The organism is Kitasatospora purpeofusca (assembly GCF_036010405.1).
Taxonomy (GTDB): domain Bacteria; phylum Actinomycetota; class Actinomycetes; order Streptomycetales; family Streptomycetaceae; genus Kitasatospora; species Kitasatospora purpeofusca.
Genome location: NZ_CP108561.1, coordinates 1,720,399 through 1,744,379 on the forward strand (window position 1 = coordinate 1,720,399; position 23,981 = coordinate 1,744,379).

25 protein-coding genes are annotated in these 23,981 nt (G+C 70.3%); 18 read left to right on the forward strand and 7 right to left on the reverse strand.

The genetic code is table 11. The features are described from left to right. Positions 1–78 precede the first annotated feature (78 nt). The 12 genes from OG715_RS07180 to OG715_RS07235 all read left to right on the forward strand — a co-directional run bounded on the left by OG715_RS07180 (position 79) and on the right by OG715_RS07235 (position 10,918). Positions 79–1,536, forward strand: coding sequence for an SCO6880 family protein (locus tag OG715_RS07180; protein ID WP_323182296.1), 1,458 nt, complete (start codon positions 79–81; stop codon positions 1,534–1,536). Between the two features lie 17 nt (positions 1,537–1,553). Then, the gene (locus tag OG715_RS07185) at positions 1,554–1,964 is read left to right on the forward strand and encodes a DUF6238 family protein (protein WP_266276323.1); all 411 of its coding nucleotides are present in this window, start codon (positions 1,554–1,556) and stop codon (positions 1,962–1,964) included. A gap of 21 nt (positions 1,965–1,985) precedes the next feature. Beyond that, entirely contained in the window at positions 1,986–3,512 is a 1,527-nt protein-coding gene (locus OG715_RS07190) for an ATP-binding protein (protein WP_266276322.1), read from the forward strand. A gap of 93 nt (positions 3,513–3,605) precedes the next feature. Next, positions 3,606–4,388: a ParB N-terminal domain-containing protein gene (locus tag OG715_RS07195; protein ID WP_238863397.1), complete on the forward strand. Its 783-nt coding sequence runs from the start codon at positions 3,606–3,608 to the stop codon at positions 4,386–4,388. Next, entirely contained in the window at positions 4,385–4,882 is a 498-nt protein-coding gene (locus OG715_RS07200; RefSeq protein ID WP_266276321.1) for a hypothetical protein, read from the forward strand. Before OG715_RS07195 ends, OG715_RS07200 begins: the two co-directional genes overlap by 4 nt. 21 nt (positions 4,883–4,903) lie before the next feature. Then, entirely contained in the window at positions 4,904–5,911 is a 1,008-nt protein-coding gene (locus tag OG715_RS07205) for a hypothetical protein (RefSeq protein ID WP_266276320.1), read from the forward strand. A gap of 96 nt (positions 5,912–6,007) precedes the next feature. Beyond that, a complete protein-coding gene (locus OG715_RS07210) occupies positions 6,008–6,670 on the forward strand; it encodes a hypothetical protein (RefSeq protein WP_266276318.1) in 663 nt (220 codons plus the stop codon). A 237-nt stretch (positions 6,671–6,907) separates the two neighbouring features. After that, entirely contained in the window at positions 6,908–7,540 is a 633-nt protein-coding gene (locus OG715_RS07215) for a hypothetical protein (protein WP_266276316.1), read from the forward strand. Positions 7,541–7,592: 52 nt separating this feature from the next. Continuing rightward, positions 7,593–7,967 carry a hypothetical protein gene (locus tag OG715_RS07220; protein ID WP_238863392.1) on the forward strand — a complete coding sequence of 125 codons (375 nt, stop codon included), beginning with the start codon at positions 7,593–7,595 and terminating at the stop codon, positions 7,965–7,967. Continuing rightward, positions 7,964–8,707, forward strand: coding sequence for a hypothetical protein (locus tag OG715_RS07225; RefSeq protein WP_266276314.1), 744 nt, complete (start codon positions 7,964–7,966; stop codon positions 8,705–8,707). Before OG715_RS07220 ends, OG715_RS07225 begins: the two co-directional genes overlap by 4 nt. 33 nt (positions 8,708–8,740) lie before the next feature. Then, positions 8,741–9,700, forward strand: a complete 960-nt coding sequence (locus OG715_RS07230) for a hypothetical protein (RefSeq protein ID WP_266276313.1) — start codon at positions 8,741–8,743, stop codon at positions 9,698–9,700. Positions 9,701–9,901: 201 nt separating this feature from the next. Further along, positions 9,902–10,918, forward strand: a complete 1,017-nt coding sequence (locus tag OG715_RS07235) for a hypothetical protein (RefSeq protein WP_266276311.1) — start codon at positions 9,902–9,904, stop codon at positions 10,916–10,918. Between the two features lie 346 nt (positions 10,919–11,264). Here OG715_RS07235 and OG715_RS07240 read toward each other — a convergent pair whose 3' ends face one another. The 7 genes from OG715_RS07240 to OG715_RS07270 all read right to left on the reverse strand — a co-directional run bounded on the left by OG715_RS07240 (position 11,265) and on the right by OG715_RS07270 (position 20,249). Then, on the reverse strand, positions 11,265–13,121 hold the full coding sequence (locus OG715_RS07240) for an ATP-dependent helicase (RefSeq protein ID WP_266276310.1): 1,857 nt from the start codon (positions 13,119–13,121) through the stop codon (positions 11,265–11,267). Further along, entirely contained in the window at positions 13,118–15,073 is a 1,956-nt protein-coding gene (locus OG715_RS07245; protein ID WP_266276309.1) for an ATP-dependent nuclease, read from the reverse strand. The genes OG715_RS07240 and OG715_RS07245 overlap by 4 nt, the downstream gene beginning before the upstream one ends. Positions 15,074–15,285: 212 nt before the next feature. Next, positions 15,286–17,793 carry a hypothetical protein gene (locus OG715_RS07250; protein WP_266276307.1) on the reverse strand — a complete coding sequence of 836 codons (2,508 nt, stop codon included), beginning with the start codon at positions 17,791–17,793 and terminating at the stop codon, positions 15,286–15,288. Positions 17,794–17,802: 9 nt separating this feature from the next. After that, positions 17,803–18,147, reverse strand: coding sequence for a helix-turn-helix domain-containing protein (locus OG715_RS07255; RefSeq protein WP_266276305.1), 345 nt, complete (start codon positions 18,145–18,147; stop codon positions 17,803–17,805). 9 nt (positions 18,148–18,156) lie between these two features. Continuing rightward, positions 18,157–18,843, reverse strand: a complete 687-nt coding sequence (locus OG715_RS07260; RefSeq protein ID WP_266276303.1) for a tyrosine-type recombinase/integrase — start codon at positions 18,841–18,843, stop codon at positions 18,157–18,159. A 193-nt stretch (positions 18,844–19,036) separates the two neighbouring features. Then, a complete protein-coding gene (locus OG715_RS07265) occupies positions 19,037–19,888 on the reverse strand; it encodes an IS5 family transposase (RefSeq protein WP_266276092.1) in 852 nt (283 codons plus the stop codon). A gap of 112 nt (positions 19,889–20,000) precedes the next feature. Then, positions 20,001–20,249, reverse strand: coding sequence for a hypothetical protein (locus OG715_RS07270; RefSeq protein ID WP_266276301.1), 249 nt, complete (start codon positions 20,247–20,249; stop codon positions 20,001–20,003). A 164-nt stretch (positions 20,250–20,413) separates the two neighbouring features. On the opposite strand from OG715_RS07270, the gene OG715_RS07275 reads away from it, so the two are divergent. The 6 genes from OG715_RS07275 (at position 20,414) to OG715_RS07300 (ending at position 23,968) form a co-directional block, all read left to right on the forward strand. Then, a complete protein-coding gene (locus OG715_RS07275) occupies positions 20,414–20,902 on the forward strand; it encodes a hypothetical protein (protein WP_323182286.1) in 489 nt (162 codons plus the stop codon). A gap of 14 nt (positions 20,903–20,916) precedes the next feature. Next, positions 20,917–21,393: a hypothetical protein gene (locus OG715_RS07280; protein ID WP_266276297.1), complete on the forward strand. Its 477-nt coding sequence runs from the start codon at positions 20,917–20,919 to the stop codon at positions 21,391–21,393. After that, on the forward strand, positions 21,390–22,064 hold the full coding sequence (locus OG715_RS07285; RefSeq protein WP_266276295.1) for a hypothetical protein: 675 nt from the start codon (positions 21,390–21,392) through the stop codon (positions 22,062–22,064). Before OG715_RS07280 ends, OG715_RS07285 begins: the two co-directional genes overlap by 4 nt. Further along, positions 22,061–22,900, forward strand: a complete 840-nt coding sequence (locus OG715_RS07290) for a hypothetical protein (protein WP_266276293.1) — start codon at positions 22,061–22,063, stop codon at positions 22,898–22,900. Before OG715_RS07285 ends, OG715_RS07290 begins: the two co-directional genes overlap by 4 nt. Before the next feature lie 26 nt (positions 22,901–22,926). Further along, positions 22,927–23,319: a hypothetical protein gene (locus tag OG715_RS07295; RefSeq protein ID WP_266276291.1), complete on the forward strand. Its 393-nt coding sequence runs from the start codon at positions 22,927–22,929 to the stop codon at positions 23,317–23,319. A 94-nt stretch (positions 23,320–23,413) separates the two neighbouring features. Beyond that, positions 23,414–23,968, forward strand: a complete 555-nt coding sequence (locus OG715_RS07300; protein WP_266276289.1) for a hypothetical protein — start codon at positions 23,414–23,416, stop codon at positions 23,966–23,968. The last annotated feature ends 13 nt before the right edge of the window (positions 23,969–23,981 follow it).

The following is a 23,981-nucleotide window of genomic DNA, read 5'->3' on the forward strand; positions in this document are numbered from 1 at the left end:
GTTTCTGCCTGCTCCTCCCGGTCAGCCCGCCGGGAGGAGCAGGGGCCGGCTCCCGCCCCCGCACCCCGAGAGCATCCCCTGACCCCCAGCGAGACACCCGCCACGATCAAGTTCCCCTCCCGCTCCCGCCGGGGCATCCTCCTCGGCCTCACCCCCTCCCAGCTCGTCGCCACCGCCTTCGGCGGTGCCCTCCTGCTCACCGCCCTGATGACCGTCGGTATCCTCGGCGCCCTCGCCCTGACCCCGCTGTGGGTGCTGCTCGCCGTCGCCGTCGTCTTCCGAATACGCGGCCGCTCCCTCGCCGAGTGGGCGCCGATCGGCCTGCGCTACTGGCTGCGCCGCACCTGCGGGCAGCTGATCTGGCTGGCCCGGCCCTCCACCCGGCCAACCGTCGAGGGCCTGCTGCACCTGCCCGGCACTGCGGCCTCGCTGCGCGCGGTCACCTCGCCCGACGGGCGGCTGGGCGCCGTCCACGACCAGCAGCAGGGAACACTCACCGCGGTCACCCGCGTCTCCTCCCGGGCGTTCGCCCTGCTCGACCCGGCCACGCAGTCCGACAACGTCCGCGGCTGGGGCCGGGCGCTCGCCGCCCTGTCCCGCTCCGGGCAGATCGCCCGCATCCAGGTCCTGGAGCGAACCGTCCCCGACAGCGGCGACGCCCTGCAGCGGTACTGGCTGGAGCACGGCCTGCCCAACACCCCGGTCGCCGGACCGATCTACGCCGACCTGCTCGCAGCCGCCGGACCCGCCGCGGCCCCCCACGAGGCCTACATCGCCATCGCCCTCGACCTGCGCGAGGCCCGTCGCCTGATCAACCAGGCCGGCGGCGGACTGGCCGGCGCGTTCGCGGTCCTCGCCCAGCTCACCGCCTCCCTCGACCAGTCCGTGCGCGGCGCGGGGCTGGTGCCCGGAGGCTGGCTCACCGCCGGAGAGATCGCCGCGGTCGTGCGCACCGCCTACGACCCCGCCGTCCTCGGCGCCCTGGAACGCTGGTCCGACTCCGGCCGCCCGGAGGCCGACGTCGCCGCCGCCGGTCCCGTCGTCCTCGTCGAGGAACCGGAGAAGGTCCGCACCGACAGCGCGCACCACGCCGTGTTCTGGATCGAGCAGTGGCCCCGCACCGAAACCTCGGCCGGGTTCCTCCACCAGCTCCTCTACTCCTCGGGCGTGCGGCGCACCCTGTCCCTGCAGTACGCGCCGCAGCAGATCGACGCCGCGCTCCGGGACGTCCAGCGCAAGAAGGCCACCATCGTGGCCGACGCCGCCGAGCGTGTGCGCCGCGGCCAGGTCGACTCCGAGGCCGACACCGTCGAGTACGCCGACGTCAAGGCCCGCGAGCTCCAGTTGATCGCCGGGCACGCCGACGTCGCGATGACCGGCCTGCTCGTGGTGTCCGCCGACGACGCCGAGCAGCTCAGCGCCGCCTGCGCCCAGGTCGAGACAGCCGCCGTCGCCGCCCTGATCGACCTGCGCCGCCTCACCCTCCAGCAGGCCGAGGCCTTCACCGCCGCCGCCCTCCCGCTGGCCCGCCTCTGACCGCCGAAGGGCACCCCATGCACGACGAGCCGAACCTGATCGGGTTCGCCACCACCGCCCTCGCCTGTCACCGCGACACCGAGCTGACCAGCGACCAGCCACTGACGCGCGTCGAACTCGACGCCCTGCACGAGCACGCCGTCACGCTGCACGTCCTCCTCGACCAGGCTACGGTCCGCACCCGCGCCCACGCAGCCGCCGAGGGCGACCAGCTCCACCACGCCAGGATCCGGATGTGGCAGGTCAGCGAGCACCTGCACGCCGCCTACCATGTCGCCCCCCGCGCCGACGGGCGCGCGCCCACCCGCGAGGCCTGCGCGCTCCGCCTGCCCGAAGGCGCGCCCGACCTCACCATCTGCCAGCGCCACCTCAAGGCCTCCGCCCGCGTGCGGCAGATCAGCACCCCCACCGACCTGATCCGCCGCTGAGCCCGGAGAGACCGCCCGCCCTTGACCAGAAGCACCAGCGCCAGCGCCCTGTTCACGCCCAGCCGCAGCGACCGGGCCCGCCGCCGCCAGGCCCGCCGCGACCTCGCCGCCGCCCACCGCGAGGCCCGCCTCGCCAACCAGCCCCGCCGCCGCACCGCGACCCGGGTCGACGAGCTCGACGCCCGCCCCGTCTACCCTGCCTCCGGTCGCCCCGGCCCCGCCTCCGCCCGCGGCGGCAAACTCAAGCTCCCCGCCCACCGCATGACCACCGCGACCGCGAGCGGAGCGTTCCCCTTCCTCGCCGAGGGCGGCCTCGGCGCCGGCGGGATGTACATCGGCCGCGACGTCCACGCCGAAGCGGGCTTCTCGTTTGACCCCTTCGAGTTGTACGGCCGCATCGAAGGGTTCACGAATCCGAACCTGCTGTTGGCCGGCGTCATCGGCATGGGCAAGAGCGCACTCGCCAAGTCCCTTGCGCTGCGCAGCATCGCCCATGGCTACAAGATCTACATCCCCTGTGATCCCAAGGGCGAGTGGAGCCCGGTGGCCGAGGCTCTCGGCGGGCGGACCATCGCGCTCGGCCCGGGCATGAGCGGCCGGCTCAACCCGCTCGACGCCCCTGCGGCTCCAGGTGGTGCCGACCCGGCCGAGTGGGCGGCCGAGGTCCGCAAGCGCCGCCTCCTGCTCCTCGCCTCGCTGGCCCGCACCGTACTGCACCGCGACCTGGTGCCGATGGAGCACACCGCTCTCGACGTCGCGCTGGACGAGGTCGTCGCAGAGGCCCGACGCACCGACCGGGTGCCGCTTCTCGGCGACGTCGCCGCCATGCTCGGCAACTCCCGACGCCTCGACGACGCCCTAGGAGACCCGGCCCGACGCCTCGGCGCCGCTGCCGAAGACCTCGCACACGCCCTGCGCCGTCTCGTCCAGGGGGACTTGGCCGGGATCTTCGACGCCCCGTCGACCGTCGAGTTCGATCCGACGGCGCCGATGCTCAGCATCGACCTCTCCAGCCTCGGCACCGCTGGCGACGACACCGGCCTGATCCTCGCCATGACCTGCGCGTCCGCGTGGATGGAAGCCGCCCTCTCCGACCCCGCGGGTGGACGCCGCTGGGTCGTCTACGACGAGGCCTGGCGCCTGATGCGTCACCTGCCGCTGCTGGAGCGCATGCAGCAGCAGTGGAAGCTCAGCCGAGGCCTCGGCATCGCCAATCTCCTCGTGATCCACCGCCTGTCGGACCTGCTGTCCGCCGGCGACGCCGGTTCCCGGGGCCGCGCCCTCGCGGAGGGCCTCCTCAGCGACTGCGCCACCCGCATCATCTACCGCCAGGAACCCGACCAGCTCGCCGCCACCGCGAGCCTGCTCGGCCTGACCGGCGTCGAGACCCAGGCCATCGCCGCCCTCACCCGCGGCCGAGGCCTCTACAAGATCGCCGGAAGGTCCTTCGTGGTTCAACATCTGTTGCACCCGGCCGAGCGTGAACTGTTCGACACCGACGCCAGGATGCAGGCCGGCCCACGCGAACCGGTCGACACCCGTGCGTGACTGCGTGGCTTCGACGCAGAGGTCGGCAGCCGGATTACCCATCAACTCTAGGACACCATCATCGAGTTCCACCCCTCTGCCAGCGCCTTCCCGATGCTTGACGACGAGGAGCTGCTTGCCCTCGCTGAGGACATCAAGGCGAACGGCCAGTACATCCCGATCATGCTCGACCCCAACGGCAGGCTTCTGGACGGCCGCAACCGCCTCGCGGCGTGCAAGGTTGCTGGCGTCGAGCCCGAGTTCGCCACCTACAACGGTCCCAACCCGGGCGCCTACGCCCTCCGGATCAACATTCGGCGACGGAACCTGACCAAGGGGCAGAGCGCCATGGTCGCGGCGAAGGCCTGTTCCGTTTCGGAACCAAGTGGCCGTATCGAATTTGAACTGTCCGCTCGTTCCATTGCTGAACAGATCGGCGTCTCCCTCGGACGCATCGGCCAAGCCATGACCGTGGCGCGCCATGCCCCCGACCTGATGGACCAGGTAATCAGCGGGGCCGTCGGCCTGGACGAGGCCTACAAGACCGCGCGGGAAGCCAAGGCTCAGGCGGACTCCGCGGAGAACCAGCTGGCTCGGCTTCGCGCGGAGGACCCGGAGCTGGCGGACAAGGTCGTCGAGGGCGAGATTGGCCTGGCGGCTGCCTGGGTCGAGCGCAAGGAGCGGGCCGACGAAGAGGTTCGGCGACGTCAGGTCGCCACCCAGTTCCTGTGCGAGGTGGTTCCGCCGCTCGCCCAGGCCCGTGGCACCGACACCGTGGCGCTGTACGACCCGCAGTTCATGCTGACCGGCCGGGCGATCACCGGCGAGGTGATCGAGCAGGCGATGGCCGCGCTCTCCGAGATGGCCCAGGCGTGGCGGGAGCGTGAGGCCGCATGAGCACCGACGCCGAGTTCCGGCTGTGGGAGGTCGTTGACGATGCCGCCCGCGCGGTCACCGACGAGAGCGGTCGCTTCCGCAAGGGCGAACTCGAAGCCGCGGTCCGCCAGCGCCTCGCCGCCAGCGATCTCGAAGCTCACGTCCAGGCCGCTGCCCTCGACAAGCTCGTGCACGGGCTGGTCCGCGGGTGGGGCGAGCGCCGCAGCCCCAACCCCCGGCGGAAGTCCGGGATGTTCCACCCCGAGGGCGTGTTGAAGCTGGGCTCGGGGGTCTGGGTGTGGATGGACCTGGCCACGCCGACCGACCTCCTGGAATGGGGCCGGCTCTCGACCCGCAACCTCGCGCGCGTCGCGCGCGCCGAGGCCGACCGGCAGGACTACGTCGCCGAGCGCCTCGATGCCTTCCGCCAGCACGGCGACCTGCTCCTCGGCCAGCTGGAACGGATCGTCTTCGGCTACGTCCACGACCCGGACCTCCACCCCGACATCGACTAACCTCCCGCCGCCGAGGACCCCATGCCCGCCAGCCTGCCCTTTCCCACCTTCGTCGCCGCGCTGACCGAGCACCTGCCCGGATGGTCCACCCGCCCCACGGACGTGGCCGCCGGTCCCGGACCACGGCCGTGGTCTGCGGCGGAAACCGGCTCCACGCCGGTACAGACGCCGATCAAAGCCTTCGAGCTCACCGGCCCCGCGGGCGAACACCTGGTGGTCGCACAGCCCTCCGGGCAACCGCACCTCCTCATCGCCCCCGCACGGCCCGATGCCACCGGCGCGCTTGCGGGCGCCCCGTTCGACACACCGGTCAGCCTGACGACCTCCCTCGACACCGCCCCGGCGTCCGCGGCCGAGCAGGTCAAGGACATCCTTCTGCCGCTCGTCCGGCAGGAGGTCCTGGAGGCACGCGCCCGTGCCGTAGCAGGCGCCCTCGCCGCGATCCGACAGGCAGCCGTCGACTGGGGCCCCTCCCAGGACAGCCTCGACGACGAGGAGGAGGAGTCGTGGGAAGACGACGGTGGTCCGTACTACGAGGAGGCCGACACGGCCCGCAACCGGGTCGCGTGGCCGCACATCGAGGCGGTGATCCTGCACGGGCAGACCCTCATCACTGAGATCAAGGCCGCCCCGCTGAGCGAGGCCGACCTGCCGCATCCCCTCGGAATGGATCTGCAGCTCCTCGACGTGATCAGGGGCACCCTCGCCCAGCTGGAGATGGTCAGGGCCGGCTGGCAGCAGGTCACGGCCTGCATGGTCGGGACGGACGGCAACGCCGTGGCGGACCGGTTCATCGCCGAGGAACTGCGCAACGAGCTGGCGTGGCCACTCGCCACGGTGGTGGCCGAGGGCCCGCTCGCGGCGCTGTCCGCCCACCTGGTGTCCCTGGCCGAAGCCGCCGGCCCGGGCCGCCGCAGCCGGTCCGATGCCGCACGTCTTCGCAGTGTGCCCGCCACCTCCCCCCGCCCGGCACCAGCGGCACCCGCGACTTCGTCGGACACGACCCCGCAGCAGGGCCGTTCGCGCTGAGCGGGCCGTCCTGTCGGCGCCGAGGTCCTCCCCGCCGTCGCGCCGCCCCCATCCGGGCCGCAGCCCCGCGGCCCCGACCACCCGCAACGGAATCCTGTGCCCTCACCCACCATCACCTTCGCCATTGAACCGTCCAGCAGCCTCCTCTCCGCCAAAGCCGCAGACCGTGCCAGCCGCCAGTGGCTGGAGCAGGCAGGTCTGGTGCGCGACGACGCCACAGGACTCCACCGGCCCCGGCGGGACACCTCGTCCTCGGTCGCACCGCGGCTCGTCCTCGACGCCACCCGGCTGCTCACCGCTGCTGGCTACGACGTCCTGCGCCTCTACGGGGAAGACGAACAGCAGCAGGCCGTCACCGGGCCCGCCATCGACGTCGCGCCGTTGACCCGGGCCCCGGGCACGATCTGGGTACACCAGGTTGCCGCCGACGTAGCGGCCGGGCGCCTGGTGGTTCACGCGCGCCTCACCGAGGCCGCCGGTCCCACCCGCCTGCTGGCGAGCTACCCGGCCGACGGCACCGCAGCCGTACTCACCACCGACGGGGGCCGTTTCTACGACGTCGCCACCTTCGGCGACCTGGACGCGGCGGCGCTCGCCTTCGGGCACCCGGCGACCCTGCCGGCTCCCACCCCGGAGGCTCCTCGGACGGATGCCGCGACAGCCCGGTCCGCCGCAGTGCTCCAGCCCCGGCGCGATGACCTGCCCGCCGAGGCACCGGCCCCCGGACCGGCACCCCGCGCTGCCAGGTTGCGCCCGTGAGCGGCGGGCCGTCGTACCTGCCGCTGGTGACCATCGCACGCCACCCGGTGCTGCCGCAGATCACGATGGCGGCCATGGACTCCGAGCTCGCCGTCGGCGTCCTTGAGCGAGAAAGGTTCCTGCCCCGCCAGGAGATGTCGCTGTGGCGGCCGGCCCGTACCCCCGCCCGCAGAGGCCAAGGCGGCATCGTCGCGGCCGGTAGCCCCTGCGGCCTCGTTCCGACCCTCGGAGACACAGTTGTCCACGCGTTCCGTCATCGCCCGCCCCACACCCAGCGGCTTCCGCGGGATCTACTGCCACAAGGACGGCCAGCCCAGCCACCAACTCCCCCTGATCCTGGGCGCGTTCCAGTACCGCTTCGGCGAGGATGCCGACGCCCTGGCCCGCCACCTCGTCGACGACGTCCCGGTCGGATGGTCCGCACTCGGAACGGACCTGCTGGACGGCGCACCGGACGAGCTGCGCACCGCCCCCGGCATCGGCCGGTGGCCCGGCCGCCAGTACAGCTCCGAGCCGTCGGCAGGCGGCCGGGTGGAGCCCCGGGCGGTCATCACTGAGCGCACCAGCGAAAGGCTCACCTGGGCGTATGTGCTCCATGCCCACGGTGTCGAGGTGATCGGGCTCGGCGAGCACCGGCGAGGCCCCGTCGTGCCGTGGTCCACGGACCCGCTCGGCCGGTTCACCGACACCCCCGGCGCCTGGCGCCCGGACGCGCCGCTGCCGATCCTCTCCCGCCCTGGTCCGGCCGCTGCCGCCTCCGCCCGCTCGACCTCTGCCCGTGTCCGCTCCGTCGTGCCGCACGCCCCGGCCGGGGGCGTCCCTGCCGCACCGCCCGCGCCCCACCAGGCCATGCCGAGCCGCGCGCTGTGACCCCGACCGGCCACACCCGATCGCCCCTGCCGCCGTCCGGAAGGAACACCTCTTGCCCGTCCCACCACCCCTGACCCGCCTCGACTCCCGGGTGGAGGCCTCCCTCGGCGCCGGCATCGCGATGCTGCACGCCGAGCAGGCACGCACCGACGCCGCCGCGCGCGTGCTGAATGCTCACCGCACGCTGACACGGGCGGAGACCACGGTCGCCTTCGAGCGTATGCGGCTGACGATCTGCGCGGACCGGCAGCGTCGGGTCGACGCACAACTGCTCGCGGACCTGAGCACCCAGCTGGAGGTCCTGAAGAACGCCACTGCCGCCCGCGACCGGGCGGAGGCCGACCTGCTGGAGCACCTGCAGCACCGCGACGGCGCCGAAGCCGTCACCGCCCCGGCCGAGCCGGTCGGACCGCGGCGCAGCCGGTGACCGGCCGCGAGGGGCTTCAGCCACTTCGCTTCGGTTGGAACTACGACCTGGGCGAGTTCGTCCTGGCTCCGCGCTACCCCCGGCCGGCCGTCACGCGGGTCCTGGCGGACACCGGCTTCCACCTGCGGTCCGAGCCGTTCGGCGCGTGGCACATGGGCACCTCGCTGCCCATGTTCGAGCAGAGCGCCGCGGCGGAAGCCGCGATCGGTCGCCTGATCGCCGAGGGCGTCGAGGTGCGCAACTGGCACGAGCCGCAGCAGGGTTCGACCGACGTACTGCGGCACTACGGGTGGCTGAACTCCGAGGCTCCGTTCCCCGACGCCGCGGAAACCGCCCGCCGGGCCCGGAGCGAGGCCGCCACCCGGCTGGGCCGCGTCCGCCTGAGCTCCGACACGCGGGCCGTCACCGAGCAGATCGCCCGGGGCGAGGTCGAGGTGGAGGCCCGGCGCACGTTCGACGACGACGAATGGATGATCGCCGCCGACCGCGGCACCGGGCGCTACCTCGAACTGCGCCATCACCGGCCCACCGGGGCACTGTCGATCACCGGGGACGCGCCGGAGACGTTCGCCGGCCATCTCCGCCGCGAATTCCGGCTGCTGGTCCTGCGCGAGACCCGTCCGCCGACGGCAGCCCGCATGCACGCCGCCCGCGCTGCCGGCCGCGTGCCCGGCAGCCGGCAGGCACCGGTGGCGCCGGCCCCTGCACCCGCCACCGCGGTCCCCACCCGCCGACGGTGATCCCCCCACCCCCAACCCACAAGCGAGGAATCCATGGCCGACATCACCTTCGGCACCGGCGCCGACGGCGCCATCACCGTCCGACTCGGCCCCCGCGCGCCCGACGCGGCACACCGGATCCTGGAACAGAACGGCGCCCTCGCGCTCCAGGACGACCGCGGGGCGTATGAGTTCCACGGCGACGACGCAGTCTCCCGCGCCGCCCAGTCCGCGTACCTGCTGGACGCCGGCGAGCTGACCGTCGAAACCGGCGCCCGGGAGGACCCCGTCCGCGCGGCAACATTCGGCGCCGACGTGGTCTTCGCACGCCACCAGACCGAAGGGATCGTCGCCGCCACCGCCACCGACGCCACCCAGGGCCTGGTGCCCGACGTCCTGCGGCAGGTCGGGTGGCGCTACGACGGGTCCGCCCCGGACCGCGACATCTACCTGCCGCCGGCCGGAGCCGGAGACCGCCAGTCGCTGATCGCCGCGGCCCGGGCGAGCCTGGTCCTGCAGGGCCTGGGTCTGCAGGTCGCCACCGTCGGCCTCGCCACGCCCCCTGCCTCCGCCGACCGCCTGGCCGAGGCCGCCGAGGACCTGGTCCTCGAACAGGTCAACCTGCGCACGCTCACCGACAGCCGGGACGTCGCCGACCTGCTGGACACCGCGCTCGACCCGAAGTCCGGGGCGCTGCCGAACCTCTCCCAGCTGCTCGCCGACATGAGCACGTTCATCGACCAGGTCGCCGCCGAGCAGGGCGAACTGCTCGCCGCCCGCGCCGACATCGCACTCAGCCAGGTGACAGGCCTGTCCGACACCCTGCGCGACCTGCAGGCCGGCCTCACCGACCTGGGCTCCGTCGTCGAAGCGCCGATCGCGACCGCGCGCAGCGTGCGGGCGACCGCCGCGAGCGCCGTCACCGCCCGCGGGCTCGGCGCCGGCCCCATCATCCAGGCGGCCCCGTCCGCGCAGGTGATCTCCACCGCCCCCACGCACGCCGCCAGCCTCTAGGAGCCCCGCATCACCGACCGCCCCGTCGTCCAGATCACCCGCCACCCCGAGCACGGCGTCGCCGTCACCGGTCTCGAACACGCCACCTACCGCCAGCGGCGCCTGCTGGCCGACTACGGCTTCACCCCGCTCGCGGGCACCAGCGGCGACCTCGCGTTCACCGGCCGGACCGACAACCTGCTGCTCCACGCCCGCCAGACCGTGGCGGCCCTGCGCTCCACCGGCGCGGACGTCCGCCCGGACCCGGCGTTCGAGTACGACGCCCACCCCGGCTACCCGTCCCCCTCCTCGGCCGCCGCAGCGCCCGGCACGAAGATCGTCACCGGCCGCGTCTCCCCCTCGCCCGACGCCCCGCTCCTCACCGGTCCCGCCGCGTCGGCCCGGGCCGACGTCACGGTGGGCACCCACCACGAGCACGGCATCACCGCCACCAACAACACCGTCGACCCCGCCGCCGCCAAGTACCTCGCGGCTGCCGGCTTCTACCGGGTCCCCGGCCACCCGACACTGTTCTCCCTCACCGAGCAGCAGGCCAACGGCCCCGAGCGGGCCATGGACACCGTGGCCCGGCTGCGCGCGGCCGGCCTGAGCGTCGCGGCCGACCTGCCGTACGACCCGGACCGCTCACCGGACAACGCTGCGGACCAGTTCCGCACCCACCTGATCAAGGTCGCCGAGTCCTCCTCCCGGCAGCACCCGTCCGAGGACGACCCGTTCGCCACCCGGATCATCCCCGCGCCCCACCTCAGCCCCGGTCCCGGTCCCGGCAAGCGGACCGAACCGGAGGGCGGACAGGACCCGTTCGCCACCCGCCTGCACCCGGCCCTCGCGGAACCCGGCAGCCGGATGGGCGCCCTGCTGACCAACCGGCAGAACACCCTGGCCGCGATCGAGGAGATCCTCACGGGCCTCGCCCAGCAGCTGCGCGACGACCCGCAGGCCCTGGACCCCGAGCAGGTCTCCGCCGTGCTGGAGAGCGCCCAGACCACCCTCGGCGGCGTCCGCAAGGACCTGGAGACCATCTCCGCCGCCTCCCCGGCACGCACCCGCACCGCCGCCCCCGCCTCCCGGCCGCCCGTCGAGGCCAACCTCGGCGCCCGTGCCAAGGCCGCCCGCGCCACCAGCCTCCAGCTCGGCCGCGTCGGCGCGGCCCAGCCGGTCGAGGCCGCCGCGCAGCCGGTCGACCCGCGCCACGCCTACAGCATCCACGCCCGCTGAACCCCGCGAAGGAGCCCTCCCACTTGGCAGTTGTCGGTAAGCCCGGCTATCCGAAGATGCGGAATGACATCGGGGCATCCGCTCTCACTGCTTCGGCGGCCTTCACGGCTTCGACACCGCCAGGTGGCAAGGGATCGCCCATCCTGCGAGGCGCGGGTGACGCAGGAAGGGCGATCCGGAGGATCCGACGCAAGGTGGTCCCCTCGGGAACGCGCAACACCGTAGCCCCGACCACTCCGCTCCCCAAAAGGGCGTGACCATCCAGCCAAGCAAACGCCAAATCTGTACAGCTCACGGAAATTTGAAATCGCGGTCAATTACATCCGCCTCATCGAGGAGGGCTCAGTTAATCCCCAGAGGCGGATAGCTGAGTCAGCACATCACGCGCAAAGCGAGAAATCCCGAGCGTGTTCCTCCCACCCCAGTCTGTTTCCCAGTGGTCGCCGTATAGGAGGACGGCAGCACTCTTCGCCCTGGTAAGGCCCACATAGAACGTCAGCCTGTCCTGCTTGAGCCGGCTCAGCGGCGGCTCTGGAAATAGCTTCCTCTTGCGATCCCAGAATCTACTCGGCATGATTCCATCTACCAAGCCCGGAAGGATCACAACCTGCCATTCCCGGCCCTTGGCCGAGTGATATGTAGTGAGAGCAACCTTTCCAGTCCTTAGCTCGCCTGCCGAGATATCAACTAGAGTCAGGGCGTTGTCTATACAGCATTCCTTGAAGCCTTCAATGCTGTTGACGTCGAGGCGGCGCGGACTAGCCTGCGCGAGTTGACTCAACTCTAGATTTCCAACCAGCCTATCAAGCCATTCTAGAGTCCCAGGGATCTCCCCTGATGAGTTCAGTCGAACAAGGGAAGCAATTCTCTTTGATACGAACCTATGCGGAATATCCTCCAGCCCACTGTCCCGTCGAAGTGCTCTGTATGTAGCAGCGAGCTCGCCAACCGTTTGAACAGCGTCCGCGGATGACTCCCTGCCGATCGACGGCTGGTAACCCGATATGACCCTTGCGGCGCATGCGCGAATGAAATCTGCTATCGGACCGGAGGGAAGTAGCTCATCCCGCTCATGAATATATTCGACAGATCCGACGGAAAACTCGCGAAGCAGCGATGTTAGCAGCGGCCCTTTACGTGGATAGAGTACCGCAATCTCATGTGCCGGAATTCCCGAAGCAGTGAGCTCAGAAATCTTCTGGACCACTATCTGCGAATGCCGACGCAGCCCGCCACGCACCTCGATCGGCTCGATTACTCCATGGTCCTCGCGATCCTCGCGAGCTTGATGGTCGCGCTCCTCTCCAAGGACAGCATGACTCGCTGCGATGATCGCTCGCCCACTGCGATAGTTCACCTTTAGCGCGACGGGATGGAATCTCTCCGTAAGCTCGTTCAAGTAGCGCGGGTCGGCACCAGTGAAACCCATGACGGTCTGATCTGGATCGCCAAAGGCAGAGACCTGGATGCCAGCCGCTTCATTGAGTAAAGTCACCAGTCCGTGCAGAACTGGCCCCAAGTCCTGGTATTCGTCGACTACAATATTCGGATACTTCGCAGCGACAAGTTGAGCTACTCGCGGATTCTCCACGAGTAGCGATAGAGAGCTTGAGACCATTAGATCGAAATCGATAAAACCTCTGTTGCCCATCTCGCTCTCGAACGTCCGCACAGCCTCGACCATCGGATCTCCGGGCTCGCCGGAATCTCCAACTGCGAGGCGACGTCGCGCCCTCGTGAAAGCGGGGATCTCATACTTCGCAATAAGCATTACGCCAGCGCGCTCGAAGCACTCTTCTAGGAGGTTCACCCACTCCTTGGATTTGTCGTCGAGGACGGTTAGTCGATCCGGATGGCGCCTGCCAACTAGGGTCGAGTAGGGGCGGAGGATGTTTGACAAACACCACGAATGGAGAGTTCCAGCCGTCAGTCTACCGCTCGCAGAGATCCCCAACCTTGCCAGCCGCTCACTAATCTCTCTGGCGGCGTGGTTAGTATAAGTAATTGCAGCCACGCCACGACTACTCGAGTTCCCCATTTCGAGAAGGTATCCGACTCTAGCCACCAGCGTGCGCGTCTTGCCTGACCCCGGCCCAGCAAGAACTACGAGATCACCATCATGCGTGGCAGCCTCTTGCTGGTCTTCATTGAGCGCCAGTATCTCGCGGGCGAGAACTGGACGGACCCTTAGATCTTTGGTCACTGGGCCTCCAAGTCAGGAAGCGCCGGCTTTACTTCGAACAGGCCGTGGTTCCTGACCTGCCGGGACACATTATCCAGGGCACTGATCAAGTATCCGTAGGTCGAATCAGTGAACAACCGCTCGCTGAACCTGTAGGAATCGCCGGACGGCAGCAACTCCGAAGGATCCCGTCCATGCATCGCATCACGGAAGCCTGCCAATCCATCCTGCTCTACGTGGTGAGCCAAGCGCTGGGCAAAGCGGCCTTTGCTGATAGAGTCGATCCGGAGAAGCAGTTGCTTCTGATGTGAAGAGTCCCCATTGCTCAGTCCATCGACAGCCTCTTCGAACTTTTCCTTGAGATTCTCCGAAACATCGTTGAACTGGCCATGCGCTTTGACCATGTGCGGGCCCAGCAACGGAGCGATGTCCACTTCCAGGGTCTTCGGCCCCATGAATACACCCACCTTGGCGGCGTCCAGTCTCAGATCCAGGGTGGCGGACTCGGGATCCTTGGCCAAGAACTCTTCCACTCTCCGAGTGAAATCACCGGCGGCAGCACCATGCATCAGCTTAGCTGCCCGACTCAACCCGTAGTGAAGGTATTCGCCTTTTTTGTTAGTTGGGTCCCCGTCAGTCAGGATCACATGAGGAATATTCAGAGAGTCTTCGCCCAGCAACTGGCGGAATGGCAGGAAATCTGTCCCGCCGATACTAGTAACGATAACCCCGCAGGCATCCAAGTTGAACCCCAGAGCCTGAGCAAGAGCAGGGACCAGGTAGACCTCAGCAATTCCTTCAACCAAGATCGCCGCTGAGCAGAAAAGCACCTCTGCCCTACTAACGTCGAGATAGCGCTCCAAGTCTTCTTTTTCATCGGCCGAGAAATCGGCACGTGATGTATAAGACGCCTCGGTGGATCCGTCAGCGGCCTTCCGTAGCAGGATCAACGAATCCAATCGTGACACCGCCGCAATGTGTGGGCTGTGAGTTGTCACCATCAGCGACGCTTCGCTATGAAGAAGGTGACTGAAGACTTGCCGCTGCAAGACAGGGTGCAAATGCGCCTCGGGTTCTTCGACACCCAAAATTGTGTCAACAATTACATCCGACTCTTTGCGGAGTCGAGAACGCTCCAGAAGCAAAGCAAGATAGAGAATGTTGGCATTCCCGGTCGATGCATCCGAGACACTTCGCTTCCCAGCCCGATCCACAAAGAGCCGGATAGACCTAAGAAGCCGGTTCGGATCGCTCGAGGCAAAACCGAAGCTCGGGGCGATATCGGTCCGCTCGCCCGCCATAGACGTGAGACGGTTCGACAACTCTTCAGCGAGCCGACCGATCTCCGGCTCGCGAGCCAGAGTTTCCATAGCCGTCCCGACTCCCTCAGCAGTGCTAGTCAACACAGCCTGCTGCGGACGCCGCAATTCGAGCAGATCTTGCAGCGGAGAGTCTCGCCACCTAGACAGGTCGCCAACCGCATCACGCAATGCTTGCAGGACCGTGAAGTTGATATCGCGACGAATCCGCTTTCCGTCCCGGTCTCCGTCAATCCCCGCCGAAATATCCCACGTGTAATCGTCCCGAGTTAGCTGCCTTCCGGAAGATTCCGCCACGGATGCCAGCGGCTCAAATACATAGGTTAGCCGGGCAGTGAGCGGGTCAAGGCTGACGAAGCAGCCGTCCAGCGACGCTTCCGCTGCGAGCTCCCCTGCGAAATCAGTGATGTCGACCTCGATGCGAACCGTGACGCCATCTGAATAGCTCGTTGCAGAGGCTTCACAGATATCTTCAGGGCGAAGCCAACGCGCCGAGTCAGGCAGCTCGGGATCCAGCACGATGCGCAGAGCCCGCAGGAAGTTCGTTTTACCGACGCCGTTCTCACCTACGATGACCGCAGAGGGCGGAAACGGATCAATCACGAGCTTCTGGAAGTTCCTGTAGTTTTCGACAAGGACTCGACTGATCCGCATGCTCTGTACCATCCCATGTGCGCGACCGACTGAGTGCCATCCTAATCCTGTTTAGCGCGATAAGTACGTAGATCCCTCAAATCGCTGGCTGCCCGGCGACGCCGCTGTCCGCGATGTCCCTTGCGTAGTCGGAGAGCGTGAACAGGGCCAGTCCCTGGCGGGCATAGGCGGCTCAGCCGTCGTCGTGGGGAGTCAGCTCGCGCACGAGGGGCTCACCTGCGGCTGACTTCAGCGGCGTAGTCGGCGCCGAAGCCCTGGCCCTCGCGGGCCCAGTTGTCTCCAGTGGTCTGGTGGAATCCGAGCAGTCGGCTGATGACGACGGCGGGCAGCTCCGAGGCGATGTCCATCAGCGCCGCGTGGCGCGCGAGCTGGGGTGAGACGCCGATGGCCTTCAGTCGTCGGCCGAGGGTGTGCGGGTCGATCGACTGTCCGGGGTAAGTGCTGTGGAACAGCCACTTTGGTTCCTCGAGCGGGACGGTGGCTGCGCGGCCGTTCCGGCGCTCAGCGAGCTGGCGGATGAGCTCGTCCAGGGGAGCGGGGATCTCGACGGGGACGCGCCCGAGCTTCAGAGCGAGCGTGTCGCCACGGTCGACGATGTGCTCGGTAGTGAGTCGGCTGATCCGGCCGACGGGCTGGGCGAACAGCAGCAGGAGCAGGCCGGCCGCCCGGTCGGCGTCCTGGAGTTGCTCATTGTGGACGAGGTGGCGGACCAGGGCCCAGCGCTGGTCCTTGCCGATGGTGCGCGCGGTGAAGGAGTTACTGATGACCGGCGCGGTCAGTGGCCGGCTGTGGCCGCGTCTGCCGGTCCAGAGCAGGAATCCGCGGACCGTGGCGCGGGTGCTGGGGCCCTCGCTGAGCCAGGTGTCCACTTGGTCCTGGGTGCAGTCGGCCAGGGTGATGTTGTCGTCGTGGAGCCACTCCAGCAGGCGGGCCACGTTGCGGATCTCGATCCGGACGGTCTCGGCTCGGCCGTGGCTGACCAGCTGTCCGGCGGGCAGGCCGCGGAGTCGCCGCAGGGGCTGCCAGTTCGTGTAGTTGCGCAGGATCCTGCGTTCCTCGGCGGACGAGACGCGGGCGACCGTCTTGGCCAACCATCTTTCCAATCGGGCGAGTTGCTCGTCGCGGGCGGGCAGGGCTCCTGCGGCGACCAACGCGGCACGCAGATACTCGACGGTGGGCGCGGCGGCGAAGCGGTCGAGGACCTCGTGCGTGACCGGCCCGGTCTCGGTTGCCAGGGTCTGGAGGACGGCCCGGCGCACGGGGACCTTGTGGATCCAGTGCAGGACAGTACGGGGCGGCGGGGTCAGCAGCGCTTGGAAGACTGGTTCGAGGTCCGGGCGCACGAGGCCGCCCGGCGGGCTGAGCACCTCACGCAGGTCGGCGGAGCGCGCGCAGTCGGCGCATCGTCCGTGCCGGTAGAGCCGTTCGACGGTCGCGCACTCGGAGCAGGGACGACGGGCAGCGGGGTGCTTGGCCCAGCAGGTCTGGCACAGGGCATCGCCTTCGGGGGTCCGGCCGCTGGTGCGGAAGATCCCGCCGCAGCCGGTGCAGGGCTTGGCCTTGTTGCCGCAGGTTCCGCACAGCGGCTCGCCGGTGGCGGTGCGGTTGTTGACACGCCGGTGCTTGCCGCAGCTGGCGCATACGGCCTCCTCGCGCTCCTTGGCGCTGCAGGACAGGCACTTGGGGGCGTCGGTGGCGGCGAAGTAGCAGGGTCCGTGTTCACCGCAGGTCGCACAGACCGCGGTCGGGATCTCCCGGCAGGCGGCGCAGACCCCACCGTCGTCAGTGCGGGACCTCCTGAACTGCAGCTGGCCGCAGATGCTGCACGGCCGGTGGTTGAAGGGGTCGTGCTGGCGGCAGGTGCCGCACAGGGGCTCGCCGTCGAAGCGCCGGCCGCCGATCGGCCGGGCACGTCGGCACACCGTACAGGTCACGATCTTGGCATCGCGCGAGCACTGCCCACAGCAGCGCAGGCCGTCACGACGCTCTTTCAGGGCGGTGACGCGCTGGCAGAACGGACAGGAGGGGACGACCACTCCGTGGGCGCCCCGGTCGATCAGCGCCTGGGTCAGGGCGGAGAGCTTGGGCGGTCCCTCGGCGCCGCGCCCGGTCAGCAGGCCAGGAGTGTCCTCCAGCGCCCACAGCAGCCGGAGTTGACCGGGCCGGGTGGGTTCGACCGAGCGGACAGCCTGCTCCGCGGTCTCGGGCGAGATACCGAAGGGGCCGGCGGCGATCAGCTCGGCCAGTTCCCGAGCCGGGTCCGTGGAGCCCCAAGGTGGATGTGCCCGGCAGCGGGGCCGGCCAGCGCGGTCGCGTCCGGCAAGCGTGGTGCTACCGCAGATCACGCAGGGGTTGGCCCGTACGACGCGACGGTTGGTGCAGGTGGCGCAGATGCGCACGCCGTCGCCGAGGCCGGTCAGCGGGCGCTCGCGCCCGCAGTCGCCGCAGCAAGGCAGCGCCAGCTTCTCCGCGCCGGCCTCGCGCAGTGCCCGGATGAGCCGTTCGATCGCCCGTGGTCCTTCGGGACGACCGGACGTCAGCAAGTCCGGTCTGGCCTTGAGGACTTCGGCGAGCGCCCGCAGCTGGGGTCGCTGCCGGAAGGCCGTACGGAGTACTGCGGCGACGTCGATCCGCTCGCACGCGGAGTCGGCCGACCGGACGAGCTCACTGATGACGGCCTCGGGCTCCGTAGCGGAGCGCGGCAGCTCAGGGGCGGGCACGACCGGCGCCTACTCGGGGACGATCCGGGCCCGCTTGGGCCGGAACTCGCCGACAGCTACGTTCTGCCCGGGCACCTGTCCGCCCCCGGCAGCGGTGCTGTGACGGCGCCGCGAACCGGCCGCTGCGACAGGCTCGATGAGCTCGTCCATACTGCAGCCCAGGATGTCGAGCAGGGCCATGAGGGTCTTCAGACTCAACCGCTCGGGCCGTTCCACCACCAGGCGGTAGGTCTGGCTCGGCGACAGGTCGATGCCGCGCTCCGCCAACAGGGGCCGCAGGTCCGTGGTGGAGAACATGCCGCGAGTGGCCATCACCTCCCGCAGATGCCAGCGGTAGTCCAGCTTCGGCGTCACATCATCTCCCTACTGTCCGCCCTGGAGGGCGCGGTCCAGGACCTTGCGCATCATCGTGTTCATGAAGTCCCCGCTCACCCCGGTGTACAGGGCGGTCGTGGAGGCGTAACGGTGGCCGACCTGCCGCTGGACGAAGGCCGGGTCCGCGCCGTCCTCGATCTGGTGGGTCACGTGACTGTGCCGGAGGCAGTGCGGGACCAGGGCCTTGTCCAGGCCCAGCGCGTCGCGGTAGGTCGCGAACCGGTCCTCAATCTCACGGGCTTGAAGCCGCCCACCACGCTCGGTCAGCCACAGCGCCGCCTGCTCCGGCGCTGCCGCGTAGCGGGGCCGGGCGTTGGCCACGTAGTCCTCGACCGCTTCCACCGCCCAGGGCATGACGCTGAGCGTCGTGCGCCGACGGGGTGGCGACCCCTTGGTCCGTTTGCCGTAACGCACGTTCAGCGAACCGAAGTTGCCCAGCTCCGGCGCCCTCGGGTTGCGGTAGAAGTCGGTGACGTCCAGCCGTGAGGTCTCGGTGCAGCGCGTGCCCCAGCCGTACATCAGCTTGAACACCGTGGCGTCCCGGTAGGCCGCGAGCGCTCCCTTGCGCCCCAGCCGGATCGCCCGGTCGACCTGGGCGTCCGCGTGATCGAGGAAAACCTGGATCTCCTCGCGCGTCATCGGCCGGCGCTCGGCACCGCCCTCGTGGTCCGCCAAGTGCGCGACAGTGTTCCACTCATGGCAGATCTGCACCGGGTGGACCCCGAAGCGGGTCTCGCACTCGGCTGGCCACTGGTAATGCGGCGACGTGACGTAGTCGCAGAACATTCGGATCGCGCCCTGATAGCTGCGGATCGTCGACTCCGCCCGCTTCAACTCGGCGATCAGGTAAGACCGACCGGCAAATGGATCACTTGAGGCGTCGGGTGGTGGGCCGGCCGTCCCAGCGGTAGCGGCTCGTTGCCCGGCGGATCAGCATGCGGAGCGTGACGAGGGCGGCGGCGAGGTAGAGGTAGAAGTCCACGACGCTGCCGCTCCTCTCGGTGCAGCGCCGGAGCTTGCCGTAGTCGTTCATCCACGAGTGCGTGCGCTCGACCACCCAGCGCTTGCCGGCCTGGATCGGGGCGGGCACGCCCTTGCGGGCGATCTCCGCGGTGAAGCCCAACTGGGCTATCAGCGAACGGGACTTGGCGCTGTCGTAGCCGCGGTCGAGGTTGACGTTGACGGCTTCCGGCAGCGCGCCGACCTGGTCCTTGGCGGCGTCCAGGGTCGGGCCGAGCAGGGGCGAGTCGTGCCGGTTGGCCCCGTCGGAGACGATCCCGAGCGGGACGCCGCAGGCGTCGGTGGCGACGGAGCGCTTCAGACCCTGCTTGCCCCGGTCGACCGGCGAGCGCCCGGCCTTGTCACCGCCGGACGGGGCCTTGGTGATGCAGCCATCCACCGAGATCTCGCCCAGACCGAGGCCGATCATCCGGTCGTAGGCCTCGAGCGCGAGAGCGTGCACAGATTCGGAAATCCCTTGCTCGGCCCACTCTTTGACACGCCGCCTGATCGTGCGGTCGGAGCATCCAGGGGTGGAGACGCGCTCGTAGCCGGAGCCGTGGACCAGCGCGAGCACGATGTGCTCGAAGACCGTCCGGTCAGCGATCCGGCGGCGGTGGCAGCCCAGCGGATGGTTCGCGACGAACGCTTCCCGGGCAGGCAAGAGTGCAGCGAACTGGTCCCAGAGGGGTTCGAGCAGGCAAGATGGCAGCGCGGGCACGGCCGTCCTTCGTGATCACTGAGCGTAGAGAACTCCATGATCACGTGGACCCGTGCCCGTACTGCATCCACCCCGCCTTACGTGCGACAGCGACTGCCTATTGCCGGTCGGTCTAAGTCATCCACTCATCGAGGTCAGATGCCGACCACTGCCACGGATAGGCGTTGGTGTATCCGGCGAAGCGCCGCACCACACTCTGCCGGTCGCTGATCGTGTCCGGCTGCAGTCGGCGCCCGCCGCGTTGCTGCCGCCCCCAGCCCTCGACCATCGCCTCGAAGACCGCGTCCTCTGGATGCAGCAGAGACACGCCCTGGAGCAGCACGAGCTGCGCTGAAGCCTCCCGCAGTTCCGCTCTGGGCACCCGCCCACCCCTTTCACTAGCCGCGCGAATCATGCATCAGATGCACTCAGGCGCGCAACACCCCAGGCCACTGGCCTCAACTCCGAAGAGAGGTAATCGGCATGAAGCCGCAGAACACCAGCTCAATCAACTCCGGATCACGCATCCAATGCAATTCCCCGGGGTTGAAGACCCGATGGCCCGTCACCCACTCCTGCGGACACGAGGTCGAGCACGACCTGTCCGCCCGCCCGGCCGACCGGCGTGCCGGCTACGCCCGCTGGCTCGCCGGCCGCGACTGCACGGACTGCTGGCGCGCCGAACGCGAGAGCGACGGCGCGGAACGGGCCGCGTGGATCGCCGCCCGCCGCGCCGAGGAGCAGCAGGCCGCCGCCGCGTGGGCCGAGCAGTACCGCATGCCGCCGCTGACCGGGCCGCAGACGATCCTCGCCTGGGGCGAGCGCTCGCGCCACCAGCTCGTCACCACCGCCTACCAGGCGCTCGTCGTCGAGGGCACGCTCGCGGAAGGCGGTTGGGAGGAGGTCGAGAACCGTGCCCGCACCGTGGACCGCGCCGGCTGGTGGATCGACCAGCGCGATGCTGCGCCCGGTGACCTGCCCGAGCTGCTGGAGGCCGCCACCGACGCGGACCGCAGCACCGAGAACCCGTTCTAGGCGAGGCCCCGACCGTGTCCCCCACCCCCGCCACCGCCCGCCCCTGCCCGCCGGACGACGCCGAGAGCGCCCGCACCGCCGCGCAGGCCGTGCGGCGCCTGGGCGACTCCCTCGCCGACAGCAGCATGCCCGCCGACATCGCCAGGCCCCTCGCGCTGCTGGAACCCCTGCTCGCCGAGGTCGAGGAGACCCTGCGACTCGCCGCCGAGAGCACCGCCGACGGCGGCACCCGCGCCGCCCGGCAGACAGCCGAGCAGCTCGGACAGGCTGGCGCCACCGCGGTCCTGCTTCGCCTGCACCTGGAGCAGATCAGCACCCGCCTGGCCGGCTACGGCCTCGCCTTCCCGGCGGAGCCCGCCACGCGCTCGCCCCGGGCGGCAGCCGCACACGGCCGCCTCGCGCAGTCCGCCGCCAGGCCCGTCCACCCGGGCGCGCCGACGCCGGCGCCCGCCAACGCCGCAGCACCCGCGACCCGGGGCACTGCCCGTTGAGCGAGCCGGTCCGCATCGCACCGGGTTCCTTCGGCGCCGCCGAGGCGACCGGAGCCGACCAGCGGGCCCGTGCCGTACTCGCCAGGCTCGGCTTCGCCCCGCCACGCAACGCCGAACGCCCTCTCACCCTGCAGAGCACGGACGGCCCGCTCGTGCTGCGGGCGTTGGTGGGCGAGGCCGCGCGGCTACTGGAGCGCGCCGGCTACCGGGTAGAGGTCGACCCCGAGCTTCGGTTGTCCCCCGCCGGCGAGCAGGCCCTGGAGGTCCTGGCCGAGATCGCCGCCCGCCTCGGGGAGCTGACCGCCCTCGTCGATTCCATGGACGACGTGCGCGACCTCGCCGATGTCGGCGCGCAGATGGTCACCGGCCCGTACAGCACGAGGGACGCGCTGCACGCCCTGTTCACCGCCGGGGCCCGGGCTTCCCTGCGCGCCGACGGCTCCCTGCATGAGCGGGCCGACCTTCAGGCCTGGCATATGGACGGCGCCGCCGCCGCCCGCGCCATCGCGACGGCGGCAGCTGCCACCGGATATCCCGCGCCCGCAGTGACGGGTCCGCGCGTGCACGCCGCCCGGACCCGCTCGCCCGCCGCCCGCGCCTCCACCGCCCGGCCCGTCACCCCGGCCGCACCCTCCGAACCCGCCCCCGGCCCACGAAGGACCCGCGCATGAGCAAGCCAACCACCGTCACCTCCTACGCCCAGCGGCTGCGGGCGCTGGCCGACCAACTGGACTCCCAGCAGCGCACCCCCAGCCAGGCCCTGCTCCAGACCCTCCTCGCCGACAAGGGCCTGCTGGCACTCGCCTCCTCCATGGCCGTCACCGTCCGTGCCGATCTCGACGGCCTGGAGCGCACCCACCGCTCCGACCCTGCGGCCGAGGACCTGTACGAACTCGGCCACCTCGCCGCCGATGCCCTGGAGGCCATCGACGAAGCGCTGGGGAAGTCCGGCCCCCACCTCTCGGCCGCGCTGACGCTTCTCGCCCAGGACCTCAGCCCGGCCGAAGCCGCGGCCAACCGCCACGCCGTCGAGCAGGCCCTGTGGACCGGACCCGCACCGGCCGACGGCGAACGGGTCTACCTGTTCTGGCCGGAGGGCTCCACCCACGTCCCGGTCCCGGCCCTCGCCACCCCCAGCGCCGGCTACGTCGACCCGTACGGCAACCCGCTGTTCACCCGCAGCGGCGCCGAGCAGATCGTCGCCGACCTGCGCAAGGACGACTGCGGGATGACCGCCGAGTTCAAGGCTGACGGAACCCTGCAGTTCACCTGGCCCAAGGAGTACGACGGCGAGGGCGGACAGGAACAGGTCGCCGCCGATGCGCGGGGCCTGTACGCCATCGGCGGCCACTGGCCGTGGGACTACCGCAGGCCCCTCGCCTCCGACCTGAGTAGCCGCGCGCTGGCCGCTCGGGTGGCCACCCGCCCGTCCGCGGCGCCGTCCACGACCTCGGCCGAACCCACCCACACTGCTGTTCCGCAGGCCGCCGCGGGCAAGGCCCGGTGACCGGCCCGCAGGAGACCCTGCCCCCCATGCCCCAGCCGTCCCCGGCAGTCCGGGCCACCGAGGCGCTGCGGCTCGTCTGCGAGCAGCTGCGCGACGCCTCCGGTCCCGCCGAGGTGGCCGACCTGGTCGAGGCGATCACCCGCGACGGCGGCACCCTCGAAGCGCTCTCCGACGCCCTCGCCACCGCCAGCCGGTGGGTCAAGGACTCGCCCGGCGGCAGCTACCTGTGGCAGCCGCTCGCCCTCGCCGCCGACGAGATCTGGCAGGCCGGTACCGACATCACCGACACACCCGAGCGCCTGCGCTCCGTGGCCGCCCGCCCCGCCCGGATCCGATCGAGCGCCGCGCGGCCCGTGGCCCCGCCGGCACCGGCCCCGCCCCAGCCACCCGGCCCAGGGCCCGCCCCACGCAGGCGCTGAACCACCCGCCCCTGGAGAAACGTTTCTCCTGATCCCGTCCATCACCCGCTATGCCAGCACCCGCGACCTGCTCGTCGCAGCCCAGCACCACGCCGTGCGCCTGCCGGGCACCCCCCGGGTCACCGTCCTCGACGCCTGGCAGCCGATCGCCGGACTGCCTGCTCCCGGCAGCTCGGAACTGGACTCCCTCGCAGCCGAATTGGACGCCTATCTGCGCGCCCGGCGGCCCGAGCGGGACCTGCGGCCGGGCCGCAGCCGGGACGTGTGGCACTGCACCGTACGCGCCCGTCCCGACAGTGCCCCGCTCCCGGACGAACGGTGGGCCTCGACCGTCCGCCGGATCCTGGCCGCCACCGGCATCGTGCCCGTCGACGATCCTGCGGCCTGCCGGTGGATCGCCCTGCGGATCGGCGACCACGAGGCGCGCATCGTCGCCCCGCTGATGCGCGCCGACGGCTCGGCCCCGCACCTGGAGCGCGACCTGTCCCTCGCTCACGCGGCCTGCCAGCTCGCCTCGTTCGACCGCACCGGCCGCCTTCGCGCTTCCACCGCCCGCACCGCGCCCGCCCAGACCCGTCCGGCGTCCGCCCTGCGCAGCAGCGCCGCGCCGTGGGGCGGCACGCCCGCCCCTGCGGCCCCGCACCGCTGAGCGTCCTCCCACC

Excerpts from the sequence above, each read along its gene's own strand:
- OG715_RS07185 (WP_266276323.1), top strand. The coding sequence starts at position 1,554 with ATGCACGACGAGCCGAACCTGATCGGGTTCGCCACCACCGCCCTCGCC.
- OG715_RS07195 (WP_238863397.1), top strand. The coding sequence starts at position 3,606 with ATGCTTGACGACGAGGAGCTGCTTGCCCTCGCTGAGGACATCAAGGCG.
- OG715_RS07200 (WP_266276321.1), top strand. The coding sequence starts at position 4,385 with ATGAGCACCGACGCCGAGTTCCGGCTGTGGGAGGTCGTTGACGATGCC.
- OG715_RS07205 (WP_266276320.1), top strand. The coding sequence starts at position 4,904 with ATGCCCGCCAGCCTGCCCTTTCCCACCTTCGTCGCCGCGCTGACCGAG.
- OG715_RS07230 (WP_266276313.1), top strand. The coding sequence starts at position 8,741 with ATGGCCGACATCACCTTCGGCACCGGCGCCGACGGCGCCATCACCGTC.
- OG715_RS07245 (WP_266276309.1), bottom strand. The coding sequence starts at position 15,073 with ATGCGGATCAGTCGAGTCCTTGTCGAAAACTACAGGAACTTCCAGAAG.
- OG715_RS07290 (WP_266276293.1), top strand. The coding sequence starts at position 22,061 with ATGAGCAAGCCAACCACCGTCACCTCCTACGCCCAGCGGCTGCGGGCG.
- OG715_RS07295 (WP_266276291.1), top strand. The coding sequence starts at position 22,927 with ATGCCCCAGCCGTCCCCGGCAGTCCGGGCCACCGAGGCGCTGCGGCTC.